Genomic DNA, 17,444 nt, shown 5'->3' on the forward strand with positions numbered 1-17,444 from the left:
CCATGCACGCCCAAGACTATCCACAGGATATGCCACACACCACATCGACCACCACCGATGCAGTGGCAGAGGCCGTGGTTGTCAATGAAAATTTAGGAGCTATCAGCGTAGATGAGTCAAAGGTTTCAGATATAAATGTATCTGAAACGCAAGATGGGCAAGCGCTGATAGCTCCTGAAATTGAGGTGGGGGTGACGCCTGCGTGGGCAGAGCCTGTGCCGGATGTGGCTTCACTGACTGCCGCCAAAGATGCAGCCGCCTTTGTGGCGCAAATTTTTACGGACCCCAGCATGTCTGATGCAGGCGATGCCGAAGTCACGACGGCGCAGCCTGTAGACGATGTACCCGCTGTAGATTGGCCCCCCGTGCCTGCGCAGTGGCCGCTGGGCCAGGCGCAGCACCTGCAAGGTCAGCATGTCTTAATTTTGGGCCTGGGCGCATCGGGCATTTCCATGGCGCGCTGGTGCACACGTGCGGGCGCACAGGTGACGGTGGCCGATACACGCGAAGCACCGCCCCAGCTGGAGCTGCTGCGCACTCAATTGCCTGAGGCGCGGTTTGTCGGCGGTCCGCTCAGCCGCGCTTTGGTCGATGGCCAGCATCTGACCTCGGTCTATCGCTCTCCCGGCCTGACGCCCGACACCATCGCCCCCGTCGTCGATGCGGCGCGCGCCATTGGGCTGCCAGTAGGCGGTGAGCTGGATTTGTTTGCCGCAGCCTTGCAAGGGCTGAACACAGCGCACGGCTACCAGCCCAAAGTGCTGGCCATTACGGGTACCAATGGCAAGACCACGGTCACTTCGCTCACAGGCAAGCTGCTGGAGCACGCCGGCATGCACGCCGCCGTGGCGGGCAACATCGGCCCTACGTTGCTCGATACCTTGAGTGCCCGCATTGATGCGGAGCATTTGCCCCAGGTCTGGGTGCTGGAGCTGTCCAGCTTTCAGCTCGATGGCGTGCAAGGTTTCGAGCCCACCGCAGCTGTCGTGCTCAACATCACGCAGGACCATTTGGACTGGCACGGCAGTCTGGCTGGCTACGCAGCAGCCAAGGCACGCATTTTTGGTCAAAGCGGGTTGATGGTGCTCAACCGCGAAGACCCTGTCGTCATGGACATGCTGCCTCCGCCCGTCAAGGTCAAGCTGCAAAAGCCTCAACTGCGTGCCCACCTGACGTTCGGGGCTGACATGCCGCGCAATCCTGGTGACTTTGGCATCGAGATGGTGGCAGGCATGGCCTGGCTGGTGCGCGCCATGGATGTGGACAACGCCGGCCGCCGCGCACGCGATCCGCAAGAAGAATTGGTCATGCAGCGGCTACTTCCCGCCGATGCGCTGCGCATTCGTGGCCGCCACAACGCAACCAATGCCTTGGCAGCACTGGCGCTGGCGCAAGCGGCTGGGGCATCGTTGGCACCCATGCTTTACGGTTTGCGTGAATACCGGGGTGAGCCCCACCGCGTTGAGCCCATTGGCATGGTGCATGGCGTGGAGTATTTTGACGACAGCAAGGGCACCAATGTGGGTGCCACGGTCGCCGCTCTGACGGGGCTGGGGGCCGATCGCCGCATTGTTTTGATTTTGGGTGGTCTGGGTAAGGGCCAGGACTTTGGGCCTTTGGCCTCTCCGGTCTCGCGCTATGTGCGTGCCGTGGTCTTGATCGGCCGTGATGCGCCTTTGATCAAGCAAGCGCTGCAAGAGACAGGCGTGCCGCTGCTGGACGCCATCGACATGGACCAGGCCGTGCAATCGGCGGCGGCCCATGCCAAGGCAGGCGATGCGGTGCTCATGTCACCTGCCTGCGCCAGCATGGACATGTACCGTGACTATGCCCACCGCGCACAGGCCTTTGTGGCTGCGGTACAAGAACTGGCCGACGAAGCCGGCCAGGTGCTGGAGGGCTACGGCGGATGAATACGCTGACCCATGTACGCGATCGTCTGCAAGGCTGGTTCCGCGGTGCTGCGGACAAGCCGGTCGACGTCTTGCCTGTGCGTGTTGGGGGCACGGAATATCGCAATACCCGTGCTTTGCCGGCCACGGCCTTGGGTCTGGACCAGGCTTTGATCTGGGTCGTGATTGCCTTGCTGGCCTGGGGGCTGGTGATGGTGTATTCCGCATCGATTGCGATGCCGGACAACCCGCGTTTCGGCAAAATTGAGCCCTATCACTTTTTGCTGCGCCATGCGATGGCACTGGGCGTGGGCTTTGTGGCTGCACTGCTGGCGTTTCAGGTGTCGATGAAAACCTGGGAGCGCCTGGCTATCCCCATGTTTTTGCTGGCGCTGTTCTTGCTGGTGATGGTGCTGGTGCCCGGCGTGGGTCTGGTGGTCAATGGTGCCCGGCGCTGGTTGCCACTGGGCATCATGAATTTTCAACCGTCAGAGCTGGCCAAGTTTGCTGTGCTGGTGTATGCGGCGGACTACATGGTGCGGCGCATGGACGTGAAAGAGCGCTTCTTCCGAGCCGTGCTGCCCATGGCTGCTGCCGTGTTCTTTGTCGGGGTGTTGCTGCTGGCCGAGCCTGATATGGGCGCTTTCATGGTGATCGTCGTGATCTCCATGGGCATCTTGTTTCTGGGCGGGGTGAACGCACGCATGTTCTTCCTGATGGCTGCGCTGGTGGTGGGGGCCTTCGTGATGATGATCGCGTTTTCACCATGGCGGCGTGAGCGCATCTTTGCCTATCTGGATCCATTTTCTGTCGACCACGCCCTGGGCAAGGGCTACCAGCTCTCGCATGCCTTGATTGCCATCGGGCGCGGAGAGCTGTTTGGCGTGGGTCTGGGGCGCAGTGTGGAAAAACTGCACTGGCTGCCAGAGGCGCATACCGACTTCCTGCTGTCTGTCATTGGTGAGGAGTTCGGCTTTGTCGGCATCCTCATCTTGATCATTGCGTTTGTCTGGATCGCCCGACGTATCACCGAGATTGGCCGCGAAGCCATCGCGCTGGACCGTGTGTTCTCAGGCCTGGTCGCACAAGGCGTGGCGCTGTGGTTTGGCTTCCAGGCTTTTATCAACATGGGTGTGAACCTGGGGGCTTTGCCTACCAAGGGGCTGACCTTGCCGCTGATGAGTTTTGGGGGATCCGCAATCTTGATGAATTTGATCGCGATTGCGGTGGTTTTGCGAATTGATTACGAGAACAAGCTCCTCAGTCCGAGGATGAGAAAGTCATGAAAGAAAAAGTTGCTTTGATCATGGCGGGCGGCACGGGGGGGCACATCTTCCCGGGCTTGGCCGTGGCACAAGCATTGCGTGAGCAAGGTTGGCGCGTGCACTGGCTGGGCGCCCCGGGCAGCATGGAGTCGCGCTTGGTGCCCGTGCAGGGTTTTGAACTGGAAACGATTGAGTTCTCCGGTGTCCGTGGCAAGGGGCTGAAGACTTTGGCATTGCTGCCATTGCGATTACTGCGAGCCTTTTGGCAGGCACTGGCTGTGGTGCGCCGGGTTCAGCCTGATGTGCTGGTCGGTTTTGGTGGGTACATCACTTTTCCGGGTGCAATGATGGGCGTGCTGGCAGGCAAGAAACTGGTCTTGCACGAGCAAAACTCTGTGGCCGGAACTGCCAACAAGGTGCTGGCCAGCGTGGCTGACCGTGTGTTTGAAGCATTTCCCAATGCGCTTGTCAAAGCCCAGTGGGTGGGCAATCCCTTGCGCCCCGCATTTTTGCAGCAGGCTGAGCCAGCGGTGCGTTTTGAAGGCCGCACCGGTCCGCTCAAAGTATTGGTAGTGGGCGGCAGTTTGGGTGCCAAGGCGTTGAATGACATCGTGCCTCAGGCTCTGGCCTTGTTGCCAGCCGAAGAGCGTCCTGAAGTCGTTCACCAAAGCGGGGCCAAACAAATTGAAGCGCTGCGTGCCAACTATGCCGCAGCCGGTGTGCAGGCAGAGCTGACGCCGTTCATTGAAGATACCGCGCAAGCCTTTGCAGAGGCAGATTTGGTGATCTGCCGTGCGGGGGCCAGCACCGTCACGGAGATTGCAGCCATTGGTGCGGCGGCCATTTATGTGCCGTTTCCCCATGCGGTGGATGACCACCAGACCGCCAATGCCCGCTTCATCGTGGACGCTGGTGGTGGGTGGTTAATGCAACAAGATGCATTGAATGCACAAAAACTAGCAAAAATGCTACAGAATATGCAGCGTTCAACGCTCTTGAACGTTGCTCTTAAAGCGAAAACGATGCAGAAGATTTATGCAACCCGTGAAGTGGTTGCCGCGTGCGAGGAGCTCGCCGCATGAAACACGCCATTCAAAACATCCACTTTGTGGGCCTGGGCGGCTCCGGGATGAGTGGTATTGCTGAGGTTTTACACAACCTCGGCTATGCCGTCTCCGGCTCAGATTTAGCGCAGAGTGCCACCTTGCAGCGTTTGCAGGCGCTGGGCATCCACACCTTTGTGGGCCACGACGCAGCGCATGTGCAAGCAGCGGATGTGGTGGTGACTTCGACGGCAGTGCAGGCAGACAACCCCGAAGTGCTGCAAGCGCGCGCACGCAAAATTCCCGTTGTCCCCCGTGCTTTGATGCTGGCGGAGTTGATGCGCTTTAAGCAAGGCATTGCCATTGCCGGTGCACACGGCAAGACCACGACAACCAGCCTGGTGACCAGTGTGCTGGCTGAGGCCGGGCTGGACCCCACGTTTGTGATTGGCGGCAAGCTCAATAGTGCGGGTGCCAATGCCAAGCTGGGGCAAGGCGACTACATCGTGGTGGAAGCCGACGAGTCCGATGCGTCGTTCCTGAATTTGCTGCCAGTGATGGCGGTGATCACGAACATTGATGCTGACCACATGGAGACTTACGGTCACGATTTCGGCAGGCTCAAGCAGGCATTCGTCGATTTCCTGCACCGCATGCCTTTCTATGGCCGTGCCATCGTGTGCGCCGAAAGCCCGGCTGTGCGCGATATCTTGCCGACGCTGGCCCGCCCAGTGACCACCTATGGCTTTGCTGAGGATGTGCAGGTGCGTGCTGTTGACGTGCGCGCTGAGCATGGGCAAATGTGCTTTAAGGTGCTGCGACAAAACGGCCACATCTATCCTGAGCTGGATGTCCGCCTGAGTTTGGCGGGCGAGCACAACGTCCTGAATGCGCTGGCTGCTGTCGCAATTGCCATGGAGCTGGAAATTGCGGACGACGCCTTGCTGCGTGCCCTGGAAGGTTTCAAGGGTGTGGGGCGGCGCTTTCAGAGCTACGGCAATTTGCCATGCAAGCAAGGCGGCACTTTCACCGTGATTGATGACTATGGCCACCACCCTGTAGAGATGGCCGCCACTTTGGCTGCTGCACGGGGCGCTTTCCCGGGGCATCGCCTGGTGCTGGCTTTTCAACCCCACCGCTACACCCGTACACGCGATTGCTTTGAAGACTTTGTAAAGGTTTTGGGCGACGCGGATGTTGTCTTGCTCAACGAAGTGTATGCCGCAGGAGAAACACCCGTGGTTGCCGCAGATGGCCGCGCACTGGCGCGTGCTGTGCGTGTGGCAGGCCGCGTTGAACCAATTTTTATTGAGAAAATTGGTGATTTACCGCAAGTAATTGCGGACAATGCGCAGTCAGGTGATGTGGTGCTTTGTATGGGGGCGGGATCGATCGGCGCTGTGCCGTCGCAACTGGTTGAAATGCTAGAGAAAAAAGAGCTACAAGCGCAGAAAGGGTCTGCGTGATGAGCATGAATATGAAAAATATAGATGTGCACGCCCTGGGCAAGGTTGCCGTACTGATGGGCGGGCGCTCGTCCGAACGTGAGGTCTCCCTCATGTCAGGCCAGGGTGTTCTGGATGCCTTGCGCTCTCAAGGTGTAGATGCACATGCATTTGACCCTGCGCAGCAAAGTCTTGATGCATTGAAAAAGCAGGGTTTTGACCGCTGCTTTATCGCTTTGCACGGTCGTTTCGGTGAAGACGGTACGGTGCAGGGCGCTTTGGAGTTGCTGGGTATTCCTTACACCGGCTCTGGGGTGATGGCGTCGAGCATTGCCATGGACAAGGTCATGACCAAGCGCATCTGGCGTTTTGAAGGCTTGCCTACGCCCGATTGGCGCATGGTCGGTAGCGCACAAGAAACCAGTCAGGCGTTTGCCGCCTTGGGCGCACCCATGATCGTCAAGCCCGCACGTGATGGCTCCAGCATGGGCCTGACCAAGGTGACGGATGCCGGTCAGTGCGCTCAAGCCTATGCCTTGGCAGCCCAGTACGACGAAGAAGTGCTGTGCGAGCAATTTATTGCCGGCGATGAGACCACGTGCGCTGTCTTGGGCTCTGGCTCCGGTGCTGCGGCCTTGCCCGTGATCCGTATTGAGGCACCCGGCGGCAACTACGATTACCAGAACAAGTACTTCACTGACACCACGCAGTACCACTGCCCCAGTGGTCTGCCTGCAGATGAAGAAGTGCGTATTCAGCAGATTGTGGAAAAAGCGTTTCGCACCTTGGGCTGCCGTGGCTGGGGCCGTGCCGACGTGATGATCCGCAAGAGCGATCGCCAGCCCTTCTTGCTGGAAATCAATACATCTCCGGGCATGACCAGCCACTCGCTGGTACCGATGGCTGCGCGTGCGCAGGCGATGAGCTACGAGCAGCTGTGCCTGACGATCCTGGCAGCAGCTGCGCTGGATAACACTTCACCGCAGGAGCCGGCAATCTGATGAGCTACTCCATGTCAGCACCATTTGACGTCAAACTCATGAATGTGACCGCAACGGCCATGTTCGCGGGTGTGGCTGTCTTGTTGCTGGCGGTGGTGAGCTGGTGGGCTTTGCGCCACCCCGCTTTCTCGATTGCGCGCATTGTGGTGGAGGGTGAACTGGTCCATAACAATGCCGTCACGCTGCGCGCGAATGTGGCTCCGCACCTCACCGGCAATTTTTTCACTGTGGATTTGAAAGATGCGCGCAAGGCCTTCGAACAAGTGCCCTGGGTGAGAGAGGCGGAGGTGCGCCGTGAGTACCCCAATGGTCTGCGTGTGATTTTGCGTGAGCATGAGGCGCAGGCATATTGGGGCCCGGATACAGGCACCGCCATGGTGAACACCATGGGTGAAGTCTTTGAGGCAAACGTAGGCGAGGTGGAGCGTGAAGGCTTGCCTCGTCTTTCTGGTCCTGAGGGCTCGGCAGTGGATGTCTTGCGCATGTACTACGCCCTGGAGCCAGCCTTTGAAGACATGAGCACTCCGATTGATGCGCTGGTACTGCGAGACCGTGGCAGCTGGCTGGTGCAGCTGGAAAACGGTGCCAGCATTGAGCTCGGTGGCGGAAAAGAGCAGGAAGTGCTGCAGCGTATTCAACGTTTTGTACGCACACTGCCGCAAATTGCACAGCAGTACCAACGGACGGCCGATGCTTTGGAGTATGCCGATTTGCGCTATCCAGACGGCTATGCCTTGAGACTGCGCGGCGTGACCACGGTGTCGCGCGAGAAAGCGCTGGAGATGGCCAAGCGCCTCGCAGCGCGGCAGCAACAGGACAGTAAAAAAACACGACCTACTGAGGGCAGGCACTGATATGGCAAGAGAGTACAAAGACGTCGTCGTCGGTTTGGACATTGGCACCGCCAAGGTCATGGCCGTGGTCGCCGAAGTCATGCCCAGCGGCGAGCTCAAGCTGGCAGGTCTTGGCGTTGCACCAAGCAATGGCTTAAAGCGTGGTGTGGTGGTGAACATTGAGGCGACTGTGCAAAGCATTCAGCAGGCGCTCAAAGAAGCCGAGCTGATGGCCGATTGCAAGATTCAGCGCGTGTATACCGGCATCACCGGAAGCCACATTCGCGGCTTGAACCAAAGTGGCATGGTGGCCATCAAGGACAAGGAAGTGACGCCCACGGATGTGGCGCGTGTGATTGAGACCGCCAAGGCGGTGAGCATTTCCTCGGATCAGCGCTTGCTGCTGGTTGAGCCGCAAGAGTTTGTGATTGACGGCCAAGACGTCAAAGAGCCCGTGGGAATGAGCGGCATCCGCTTGGAAGCGAAGGTGCACATCGTCACGGGTGCGCAAAGCGCTGCGGAAAACATCATCAAATGTGTGCGCCGCTGTGGCCTGGAGGTGGAGCAACTGCTGCTCAATCCCTTGGCAGCCAGCCAAGCCGTGTTGACCGATGACGAGCGCGATCTGGGCGTTGCTTTGGTGGATATTGGCGCAGGCACGACTGATGTGGCCATTTTCACCGGCGGTGCAATCCGCCATACAGCCGTCATTCCCATTGCCGGTGATTTGATCACCAGTGATATTGCAATGGCACTGCGCACGCCGACCAAGGATGCCGAAGACATCAAGGTGGAAAGCGGCTACGCCAAGCAAATGCTGGCAGACCCAGACAGTCAGGTGGAAGTGCCTGGTCTGGGTGACCGTGCGCCGCGCATGATCAGCAAGCAGGCGCTGGCAGGTGTGATTGAGCCGCGTGTCGAAGAAATTTTCTCGTTGGTACAGCAAGTCATCCGTGAGTCGGGCTACGAAGAGGTGCTCTCTTCGGGCATCGTGCTGACCGGTGGCAGTGCAGTGATGCCAGGGATGGTCGAGTTGGGTGAGGACATTTTCCTCAAGCCTGTACGCCGGGGCGTGCCGAAATATGCGAGTGCACTGGCCGATATGGTGGCCCAGCCTCGCTCTGCCACGGTCATGGGTTTGTTGGAAGAAGCGCGACAAGGAAGATTGCGCGGTTTCAAGGTGGCACAAAAGAGTGGGTCTGTGAAGACGGCTTTTGGTCGATTTAAAGACTTCATTGTGGGAAACTTCTAACCATGAACTCTCGACGCATGCGCATCACGGGTCCCCCCACTGATTTTCGACACCGAAGAGAAGCCACCAATACGGCACAAGCGAACCTATTTAAAAAATCTCCAGGAGCACCATCATGACCATCGAAATGATCGAAGCCGAAACATTCAATCAGGGCACACAGATCAAGGTGATCGGTGTTGGCGGCGGCGGCAGCAACGCCGTTGAACACATGATTGCGAGCAATGTGCAGGGCGTTGAATTCGTCAGCGCCAACACAGACGCTCAAGCATTGATTCGCAGCAATGCACATCGCACCATTCAGTTGGGCTTGAGCGGCCTGGGCGCAGGAAGCAAGCCTGACAAGGGCCGTGAAGCAGCAGAAGCGGCGGTGGATGACATTCGTGCAGCCATTGAAGGCGCGCACATGCTGTTCATTACTGCCGGCATGGGCGGCGGCACAGGTACGGGTGCTGCACCTGTGATCGCACGTGTGGCCAAGGAAATGGGCATTCTGACTGTGGGTGTCGTGACCAAGCCTTTCGAATGGGAAGGTGGCCGTCGCATGACCAATGCAGATGGTGGCTTGACCGAGCTGGAAGCCAACGTCGACTCACTGATCGTGGTGCTCAACGAAAAGCTGCTGGAAGTGCTGGGCGATGACATCACCCAGGAAGAAGCTTTCGCGCAGGCCAACGATGTGCTCAAGAACGCCGTGGGCGGTATTGCTGAAATCATCAACGAATACGGCCACGTGAACGTCGACTTTGAAGACGTGCGCACCGTGATGGGCGAGCCAGGCAAGGCCATGATGGGTACGGCCCGTGCTTCAGGCCCTGACCGTGCACGCATTGCTGCCGAGCAAGCGGTGGCCTGCCCATTGCTGGAAGGTATCGATTTGTCGGGTGCCAAGGGTGTACTGGTGCTGGTGACCGCAGCCAAGGGCAGCCTGAAGCTGGCCGAATCTCGTTTGGCCATGTCCACCATCAATGCCTATGCTTCGCAAGAGGCCCATGTGATTTACGGCGCTGCGTATGACGACTCGCTGGGCGATGACATCCGCGTGACCGTGGTGGCCACAGGCCTGTCGCGTCCTTTGGCGCGTCGCCAGGCCATGTCGGTGGTGCAAGGCGGCTTGCGCACAGGTACCGATGGTAACTTTGCATATGCAGGGGCGACCACGGCAGCCATGGGCGGTGTCGCTATGGGTAACGCAAGTGGTGCCGCACCTTCGGTGGGCGCTGCCAGCGGTGGCATGGGCGGAGGCTACGGCGACGTGAGCGTGCCCAGCGTGTGGCGCACCAACCGTACCCAGGCAGCTGCGCGTGTGGATGCACTGTCTTCGGGTGGTATGGATGACCTGGAAATTCCAGCGTTTCTGCGCAAGCAAGCTGACTAAGGCGACTGCGTTCTGTCACAAAAAACCGAGCCAGTTTGGCTCGGTTTTTTTATGTCTGCTGCGGTGGCGGTCTCGATGACGTCAACAAAGTACATCAATGGGCGTTATAGATAAATCCATATCCTTAAAAGGGCACCCAAAGCCCCTCGCCCAGTAAAATTGCAACATGCTTCAGCAACGTACGATCAAGACTATTACCCGTGCCGTCGGTATGGGCCTGCACAGCGGCCAGCGCGTCGAGATGACGCTGCGCCCGGCGCAGCCTGACACGGGCATTGTGTTCCGTCGGGTCGACTTGCCCGAGCCGGTGGATATTCCGATCACGGCCCAGGCTGTGGTGGATACCCGCATGGCCTCGACCATTGGCGTAGGCAGCACCAAGGTGCACACCATTGAGCATCTGATGTCGGCTCTGTGCGGCCTTGGCATTGACAACCTGTACATCGATATCACGGCTGAGGAAGTTCCAATTTTGGATGGTTCCTCCTCATCGTTCGTTTTTCTGCTGCAAAGCGCGGGCATCGAGCTTCAAAATGCCGCTAAAAAGTTCATCCGCATCAAGCAGCCCGTCGAAGTGCGGGAAGGTGAAGGTGCCAACCTGAAATGGGCGCGCTTTGATCCTTACCACGGCTTCAAACTCAAGTTTGAGATCGATTTCTCGCACCCTGCGGTGGATTCCACCGGGCAGTCGTTTGAGTTCGATATGGGCGAAGGCAACTACATGCGCGATATCGCGCGTGCCCGTACCTTTGGCTTTACGCGCGATGTAGAGATGCTTCGCACCAACGGACTGGCCTTGGGTGGTGGTCTGGACAACGCCATCGTGATGGATGACTACAAGGTCCTGAACAGTGACGGTTTGCGTTATGACGATGAGTTTGTCAAACACAAAATTCTGGATGCCATCGGGGACCTGTACGTGATTGGCCACCCCATCTTGGGTGCTTACAGCGCTTTTCGCTCAGGCCATGGCATGAACAACCAGTTGATCAGGGCTGTGCTGGCCGATGGTGCCAATTGGGAATTTGTCACTTTCGACAGTGAGCGCAAGGCGCCTGCAGGCTTTACGCAGACAACGCTGGCCTGGTAGTGATTCACCCGTTGAATCACGGTATAAAGCAGCCATGTTGATTTTTCGCTGGCTGCTTTTTGCTTTGTTGATCAGTTCTGCGCTGTGCTTTGTCTTTTATCTGGGCACAGGCAGGGTGTATTACCGCCGCTGGGGCCTCGTCATTTTGAAATGGGCGGTGATTGCTGGATTGGCATTTTTTGCCGTGCTGGGCCTGTCTCGTTTCATGGTGGTGTAGGGGCGCTGATCCAAAAGCCGCAGCGGTGCAGGTTTTTGCATCTGTAAAGCGCTTGCAAAGCCTGCTCAGGACTGCGCAAAGTTCGGTAAAGCCGCGTTTTGGCAGCATCGTTTTCTTGTTTTCACTCGCATGATGGAGCCTGTAACAGCCCTTGTGGCTGCAGTCTTTTTCGTAGAAAGGGCGCGTCATGCAACTCCATCGTTTGACTTTTGCCGTCGCTGTCGCAGCATTTTTGACTTTGGCTACCAGCACGCAGGCACACGCTCAGCCATACGGCGGGCCACGCCACCATGGGCCACCACCGCATGCTCAAGGACCTAAGCACGGGCAGCACCCGGGTTGGCAGCACGGGCATCGCCCTGGCCCGCGTATGCACCATGGGCACCGCCCACCTCCACCGCCGGTGGCGCATTACTACCGGGGTGCTGGGCCGCAGTACAACTGGGTGCAGGGTTCGCGCATTCCGCCCCACTATCGTGGCTCACGCTATGTGGTTAACGATTGGCGCAGACACCGCCTGCACCAGCCACCACGTGGATACCACTGGGTGCGCTATGGCGGTGATTACATGCTGGTGGCCATTGCTTCGGGTGTGATTGCCCAGTTGCTTATCAATGGCGTACGTTAAAAATAAGAGCTGTTAACGCAGTTGTATAAACGTTTTTAGGTGGATTTGTACCTGAAATGTATGGTGCACAAGCGAAGGTAGCTATTATTTATAGATATTTCTTCACAAAAAAACAACCCGCGCGGGTCGTTTTTTCTTGGTGGCGCAGGGCTGCTTAATAGGCCCGGCCGCCCTTGAGCATGGCGTGCTGCTTGCGGTTCAGGGTGGATTCCTGGCCCAGCTTGTGCAGCATGGCACCTGCGTGGGCGTGCGTAATGGCCAGGCCCAGGGCATCTGCCGCGTCAGTGCCTGGCAGACCGGGCAGCTGCAGCATGCGTTTGACCATTTCTTGAATTTGCGACTTGGCTGCACGGCCATGGCCGGTGATGGCCTTTTTCATTTGCAGCGCCGTGTATTCGGCCACGGGCAAATTGTTGGTGACCAGGGCCGTCAGCGCCGCGCCGCGGGCTTGGCCGAGCAGCAGCGTGGATTGCGGGTTCACGTTGACAAACACGATTTCAATGACAGCCGTTTCGGGCTGATAGCGCTCTACGACTTCATTGATGCCTTCGAACAAAATCTTCAGACGTGCAGGCAGATTGCCCAGCTCCACCCCTTCGGTGCGTGTGGTGCGGATGGTGCCGCTGGCCACGTAGCGCAGGTGCTGGCCATCGCGTTCAATTACGCCAAAGCCTGTGGTTTGCAGGCCGGGGTCAATGCCAAGAATTCGCATGAATAAAGTGAGCTGTCAGCGCTTGGGGTTGAAGTCTTGAAGGCGATGTTCGCTGGTGCAAGCAGGTGCAACGTGCCTGCATGATACGCGTGCCATCACGGCAACGCCGTGCCACCCATGCGGCGCAAGATGGTGCTGGTGCGCGCATGCAGGTAGCGTGAATTGGGATTTTGCTCGTAATAGCGTGGGCGCGGCAGCATGACAGCCAGACGGGCTGCTTCGGGTGCCGTCAGTTGCGCCGCACTTTTGCGAAAGTAAAAGCGTGCCGCCGCTTCTGCACCAAAAATGCCTTGGCCCCATTCGACGTTGTTCAGGTAAATCTCCAAAATACGCTGCTTGCTCAAGAACAGCTCCAGCGTGTGCGCCAGCAGCAGCTCCTGGCCTTTGCGCAAAAAGCTGCGTTCACCAGAGAGCAGCAGGTTTTTTGCCAGTTGCTGTGTGATGGTGGAGCCGCCATAGATCACCACGGGTTTGGCATTGGGCCGGGTTTGTGCGCGTTCCAGCGCTTTTTGGTTGCGCTCCCAGGCGCGCTCAATGGCATCCCACTGCACACCGTCGTGGTCCATGAAACCATCGTCTTCAGACGTGAGTACGGCGCGCTTGAGATGGGGGGAGATCTGGGCGTAGTCCACCCATTGCTGCTGCCAGGGGCGATGCTGGGCCGACTGGTGCCAGATGCGCCACATCTCTGAGCGCTGAAAAGTGGTGGATTGGGGGTCCCACCAGACGGCCAGGGCAATGCGCGCGACAAAGAACGCCTGCAGCGCCAGCAAGGCACACAGAACAATGGCCAGCCAGCGGCCAAAGGCTTTCATGCCTGGGCTTCTTGCGCGAGTACTTCGCGCAGTTCTTGCAATACCTGGCTGGAGGGCGGGCGTACGCCACGCCACAGTGCAAAAGACTCCGCCGCTTGTTCAACCAGCATGCCCAGACCGTCGCGGCCTACGGCGCCATGGGCCTGTGCCCATTGCAGGAAAGCGGCGGCTGCGGGGCCGTACATCATGTCGTAGGCCAGACTGCCTGCACGCAATACGCTGGCGGGTACAGGAATGCCTGCGCCTTGCAGGCTGGCAGCGGTGGCGTTGATGATGATGTCGAAATCGCCTTGCAGCGCTTGCTGCTCCTGGGCAAGCAGCGCGACTTTTTGTGTCTTGGCCAAATCAGCATGCTGATCGACCAAAGCCTGGGCTTTGCTGAACGTGCGGTTGCACACGGTGATGCTGCGCGGGTTTTGCTCCAGCAGCGGCCCCAGCACACCGGCAGCGGCACCACCAGCGCCAATCAGCAAGATGTCTTTGCCAGTGATGGCTACGCCAGCGTTGCGGGTGATGTCGGCCACCAGACCCAGTCCATCGGTGTTGTCCGCATGAATGCGGCCTTGCGCATCAATGACCAGAGTGTTGGCTGCGCCAGCCAGCTCTACGCGCGGGCTGCGGCTGTGGGCGGCCTGCGCGGCATCGAGCTTGAAAGGTACCGTGATGTTGCAGCCTCTGCCGCCCTGATCGATCAGGCATTGCAGGTCTTGGGTAAAGCCACTAAGTGGCACCAGACGGCGCGCATACACGATGGGCTGCTGGGTCAGCTGTGCAAAGCGCGCATGGATCCACGGCGATCGGCTGTGTGCCACGGGGTTGCCAAAGACGCAGTACAAATCGGTGCTGGGGATAGAAGACGGCATAGGGTAGGGCTGCAAAAGCGCCGCTGCAATGCAGAAAATGCGGCTGATTTAGCGGACGTTGGTTTCCAGCGTCTGCTCACGGGTGAAATTAAAGCGGGAAACCACGGCAATCTGATCGGCGCGGGCGCGCATGGCGGGGCCAAAGTGGCCAAACGGTCCTGCTGCGCGGGCGATGGCCTGCGCACGGGTATCCAGCTGGCGGTTGCCTGAGCCTTGCACAATTTCGGTTTCCACCACTCGGCCATCGTGGTTCACGGTCAGCACCATGACCAGCTCGCCATACAGTTTTTTACCCGCATGCTCGGGGAAATTTTCGGTGCCCTTGTCTTCCACCTTGCGGCGCAGACCGTCGTAATACACGGCATACACCTCTTCGCGCGTGGCCGGGCTGATGTAGCGTTTCTTGGGGCGCGCGTTTTCTTCGTTGATGCGCTTTTCAATCTCAGCCAGCAGCTTGATGAGCTGCTTGCGCTTTTCATCTTGCTGCTCGCGGTCTTGTTTGTTGGCTGCCTCGCGCGGGTCAAACTGGGGCATGCTGGACAGCTGCTTGCGCACCTGCGTGAGCATGACGGCCTGCTGCTCCTGCAGGCTGTCCAGCTTTTTTTGGCGCTCCTCAAAATCATCGCCAATGGCCGTCAGCGCGGAATAAGGCATCGGGCTGGTGGCCCGGCCCTGTGCGGCATCCCCGCCGCCAGCCAAAGCCGCCTGGGCAATGGCCTGGGCTTTTTCCGGCCGCTCCTGCGTATGCGCATTCACCAAAATCACTTCCAAGGGGGTGTCTTGGAAAACGCGGTTGAACTGCTCAGGTGCGACAAAGCGCACGGTCAGCAATACGGCATGAATGGCTATCGACACCCCCAAAGTGAGGGTGAGCGTGGACATGGAGCGGAACGCGGCGGGCAGTTTCACGGTGCAGGGGTATCGGCGCTGGGGCTGTCGGTTTCATTGACATCCACCGCAATGGCGATGGGGCCGGCTTCGGCATCATCGTCCTCGGCGGCATCGTCAAGTGGCGCATCATCGCTGTCATCGTTGGGATCGTCCAGCCTCTCGGTCACTGTGCCGTGAATATCGAGCGTGATTTCGTCAATCTCGCCCAATTTCACACGCACACGCGCTCCACGTGGCAGTGCCTGGGCACCGGCCACGCTGATGACCAGAGGCAGCGTATCGGCGCGCACCAGCACCCCGTTGGGGCCGTTGTCCTTGATGACGGCGCCGTCGATCTCGGTGATGGCGTTTTGCTCCAGATACTTCAGCGTCCAGAAACGCTCCATCCCTGCCTGGTAACCGTTGTAGGCACTGTAGGCACCGTCAAAGCTGCTGATGATGCCGAACAACTCGGCATCCTTGGGCTTGAAGGGAGCCGCCAGCGCTGCGGTTGCGCCATGGCGTGCGCAGGCAATGATTTGCCACTGGTTGACCAAGTCCACATAACGGCGCAGGGGCGAGGTGGCCCATGAGTAGCTCTTGACGCCGATACCGGCATGGGGCAACGCCTTGGTCGACATGCGCACCTTGACGCCGGGGGCCATGCTGGCCTGGCTGCGGTAGATGCCGGGCACGCCCATCTCAGCCATCCAGCTGCCCCAGGTGCTGTTGGCCACAATCGCCGCCTCGGCCACGATCAGGTCCAGCGGTGCACCGCGCTTGCGCGTGGTGATGCTGACAATCTCGTTGCCCTGGGGTTCTGCGTCGTCATTGCCTTCCAGACGGAACGTGTAGTCAGGGCGCGAGAAGTTCTCGGGCTTGCCGCGCACCTGTTCGCGGCCCGCCTTGAGGTGCTTGGCCAGGCGGTGCAGGAACATCAGCTCCTGGCGGCGTTCCAGCAGATTGGCGGGAGTGTCTTGTACCTGCAGCTGTGGGTTGGCCAGCCATTCTTCGGTGACGATGTGGTCCAGCTTGTCGTGGCGGAAATTGACCGCCACGGGCACGCGCTCGAGCTTGGTGACTTTGTCTTTGACTTCCAGCGTGGCTTCGTCGTAGGTCACATACAGCGAAACGGCGGGATTGGCACGGCCTTCGTCCAGCGTGTAGATCTGCACCACTTCATCGGGCAGCATGGTGATTTTGTAGCCAGGCATGTAGACCGTAGACAGGCGAGCACGGCCCAGCTTGTCCAGGTCAGAGCCGGGCTGGATGGCCAGACCTGGCGCTGCAATGTGAATGCCCAGCGTGACAGTGCCACTGCCCAGGCCTTGTACAGACAGTGCATCGTCGATTTCCGTGGTCATGGAGTCGTCGATGGAGTAGGCCTGCACATCGGCCAGCGGCAAATCGGACGGAGGCTGCGGTGCAGTCACGTCGGGGAAGCGCGTGCCCTTGGGGAAGTTCTCGAACAGGAAACGCTTCCAGTGGAACTGGTAGGCCGAATCAATGGCACCAGCGGCTTGCAGCAGCTCCAGTGGCGCTTTGTGCGCGTTGCGGCTGGCCTCGACCACGGCCTTGTATTCAGGCGCGTTTTTGTCGGGCTTGAACAGAATTTTGTACAGCTCATCGCGAATGGCCTGGGGCGTTGTGCCTGCCACCAGCTCTTGCGCCCAGCTTTCAATCTGCGCCTGCAGCTGTTTCTTCTTTTCAATGGCCACCAGCGCTTGCTGCAGGATTTCAGCAGGCGCTTTCTTGAAGCGGCCCTTGCCTGCACGGCGAAAGTAATGCGGCGCGCCGTAGAGCGCAAACAGCATGCCGGCTTGCTGTGTCAGCGGGGCACTGTCCGAGAAATAGTCGCGTGCAATGTCGGCAAAGCCAAATTCTTCATCGGGTGCAAACTCCCAGGCCAGGTCCAGCTCAATCGTGGCTGCCACGCTTTCGGCTTGCTCCATCAGAGCTGCGGGTTCGGGCTTTTCAAACTTGAGCAGAATGTTGGCGGCCTTGACCTTGACCCGTTTGCCGGAACCAAGCTCAATTTGGGAGGAGGCATCGGCCTCGGACAGGATACGGCCGGCCAAAAATTTACCGGCATCTTCAAACAATGCGTGCATAGAGTCGATTGTCCCACGCCGTGGATTTC

Annotated in this window: 16 protein-coding genes; 11 read left to right on the forward strand and 5 right to left on the reverse strand. The window is 58.9% G+C overall.

Annotated features, from left to right (window positions below; all coding sequences use genetic code 11):
- Positions 1–29 precede the first annotated feature (29 nt).
- From murD to IB213_RS18045, 11 genes are all read left to right on the forward strand, one after another.
- Positions 30–1,913 (forward strand): UDP-N-acetylmuramoyl-L-alanine--D-glutamate ligase, encoded by a 1,884-nt coding sequence (murD, locus tag IB213_RS06525; protein ID WP_192406075.1) that lies wholly within the window; start codon positions 30–32, stop codon positions 1,911–1,913.
- A complete protein-coding gene (gene ftsW, locus IB213_RS06530) occupies positions 1,910–3,178 on the forward strand; it encodes a putative lipid II flippase FtsW (RefSeq protein ID WP_191723144.1) in 1,269 nt (422 codons plus the stop codon). The genes murD and ftsW overlap by 4 nt, the downstream gene beginning before the upstream one ends.
- Complete coding sequence (gene murG / locus IB213_RS06535; RefSeq protein ID WP_192405785.1) at positions 3,175–4,239, forward strand: undecaprenyldiphospho-muramoylpentapeptide beta-N-acetylglucosaminyltransferase; 1,065 nt, start codon at positions 3,175–3,177, stop codon at positions 4,237–4,239. The genes ftsW and murG overlap by 4 nt, the downstream gene beginning before the upstream one ends.
- On the forward strand, positions 4,236–5,666 hold the full coding sequence (murC, locus tag IB213_RS06540) for a UDP-N-acetylmuramate--L-alanine ligase (RefSeq protein WP_192405786.1): 1,431 nt from the start codon (positions 4,236–4,238) through the stop codon (positions 5,664–5,666). The genes murG and murC overlap by 4 nt, the downstream gene beginning before the upstream one ends.
- On the forward strand, positions 5,666–6,646 hold the full coding sequence (locus IB213_RS06545) for a D-alanine--D-alanine ligase (protein WP_192405787.1): 981 nt from the start codon (positions 5,666–5,668) through the stop codon (positions 6,644–6,646). The genes murC and IB213_RS06545 overlap by 1 nt, the downstream gene beginning before the upstream one ends.
- Positions 6,646–7,500 carry a cell division protein FtsQ/DivIB gene (locus IB213_RS06550; RefSeq protein ID WP_191723140.1) on the forward strand — a complete coding sequence of 285 codons (855 nt, stop codon included), beginning with the start codon at positions 6,646–6,648 and terminating at the stop codon, positions 7,498–7,500. Before IB213_RS06545 ends, IB213_RS06550 begins: the two co-directional genes overlap by 1 nt.
- Before the next feature lies 1 nt (position 7,501).
- Positions 7,502–8,731 carry a cell division protein FtsA gene (gene ftsA / locus IB213_RS06555; protein ID WP_191723139.1) on the forward strand — a complete coding sequence of 410 codons (1,230 nt, stop codon included), beginning with the start codon at positions 7,502–7,504 and terminating at the stop codon, positions 8,729–8,731.
- Positions 8,732–8,846: 115 nt separating this feature from the next.
- A complete protein-coding gene (ftsZ, locus tag IB213_RS06560) occupies positions 8,847–10,109 on the forward strand; it encodes a cell division protein FtsZ (protein WP_191723138.1) in 1,263 nt (420 codons plus the stop codon).
- 166 nt (positions 10,110–10,275) lie between these two features.
- Positions 10,276–11,199 (forward strand): UDP-3-O-acyl-N-acetylglucosamine deacetylase, encoded by a 924-nt coding sequence (gene lpxC, locus IB213_RS06565; RefSeq protein ID WP_192405788.1) that lies wholly within the window; start codon positions 10,276–10,278, stop codon positions 11,197–11,199.
- Between the two features lie 34 nt (positions 11,200–11,233).
- On the forward strand, positions 11,234–11,416 hold the full coding sequence (locus tag IB213_RS06570) for a hypothetical protein (protein WP_191723136.1): 183 nt from the start codon (positions 11,234–11,236) through the stop codon (positions 11,414–11,416).
- Between the two features lie 187 nt (positions 11,417–11,603).
- Entirely contained in the window at positions 11,604–12,044 is a 441-nt protein-coding gene (locus IB213_RS18045) for an RcnB family protein (protein ID WP_225561008.1), read from the forward strand.
- A 154-nt stretch (positions 12,045–12,198) separates the two neighbouring features.
- On the opposite strand, the gene ruvC is transcribed toward IB213_RS18045, so the two are convergent.
- From ruvC to IB213_RS06600, 5 genes are all read right to left on the reverse strand, one after another.
- Complete coding sequence (gene ruvC / locus IB213_RS06580) at positions 12,199–12,756, reverse strand: crossover junction endodeoxyribonuclease RuvC (protein ID WP_191723135.1); 558 nt, start codon at positions 12,754–12,756, stop codon at positions 12,199–12,201.
- Positions 12,757–12,851: 95 nt separating this feature from the next.
- Positions 12,852–13,571 carry a monofunctional biosynthetic peptidoglycan transglycosylase gene (mtgA, locus tag IB213_RS06585; RefSeq protein WP_191723134.1) on the reverse strand — a complete coding sequence of 240 codons (720 nt, stop codon included), beginning with the start codon at positions 13,569–13,571 and terminating at the stop codon, positions 12,852–12,854.
- Positions 13,568–14,434 carry a shikimate dehydrogenase gene (gene aroE / locus IB213_RS06590; protein ID WP_191723133.1) on the reverse strand — a complete coding sequence of 289 codons (867 nt, stop codon included), beginning with the start codon at positions 14,432–14,434 and terminating at the stop codon, positions 13,568–13,570. Before aroE ends, mtgA begins: the two co-directional genes overlap by 4 nt.
- 48 nt (positions 14,435–14,482) lie before the next feature.
- The gene (locus IB213_RS06595; RefSeq protein WP_191723132.1) at positions 14,483–15,343 is read right to left on the reverse strand and encodes an energy transducer TonB; all 861 of its coding nucleotides are present in this window, start codon (positions 15,341–15,343) and stop codon (positions 14,483–14,485) included.
- Positions 15,340–17,415 carry an RNB domain-containing ribonuclease gene (locus IB213_RS06600; protein WP_192405789.1) on the reverse strand — a complete coding sequence of 692 codons (2,076 nt, stop codon included), beginning with the start codon at positions 17,413–17,415 and terminating at the stop codon, positions 15,340–15,342. The genes IB213_RS06595 and IB213_RS06600 overlap by 4 nt, the downstream gene beginning before the upstream one ends.
- Between the last annotated feature and the right edge of the window lie 29 nt (positions 17,416–17,444).

Origin of the sequence: Comamonas sp. CMM02, from assembly GCF_014851485.1 — a bacterium.
Classification (GTDB): domain Bacteria; phylum Pseudomonadota; class Gammaproteobacteria; order Burkholderiales; family Burkholderiaceae_C; genus Comamonas; species Comamonas avium.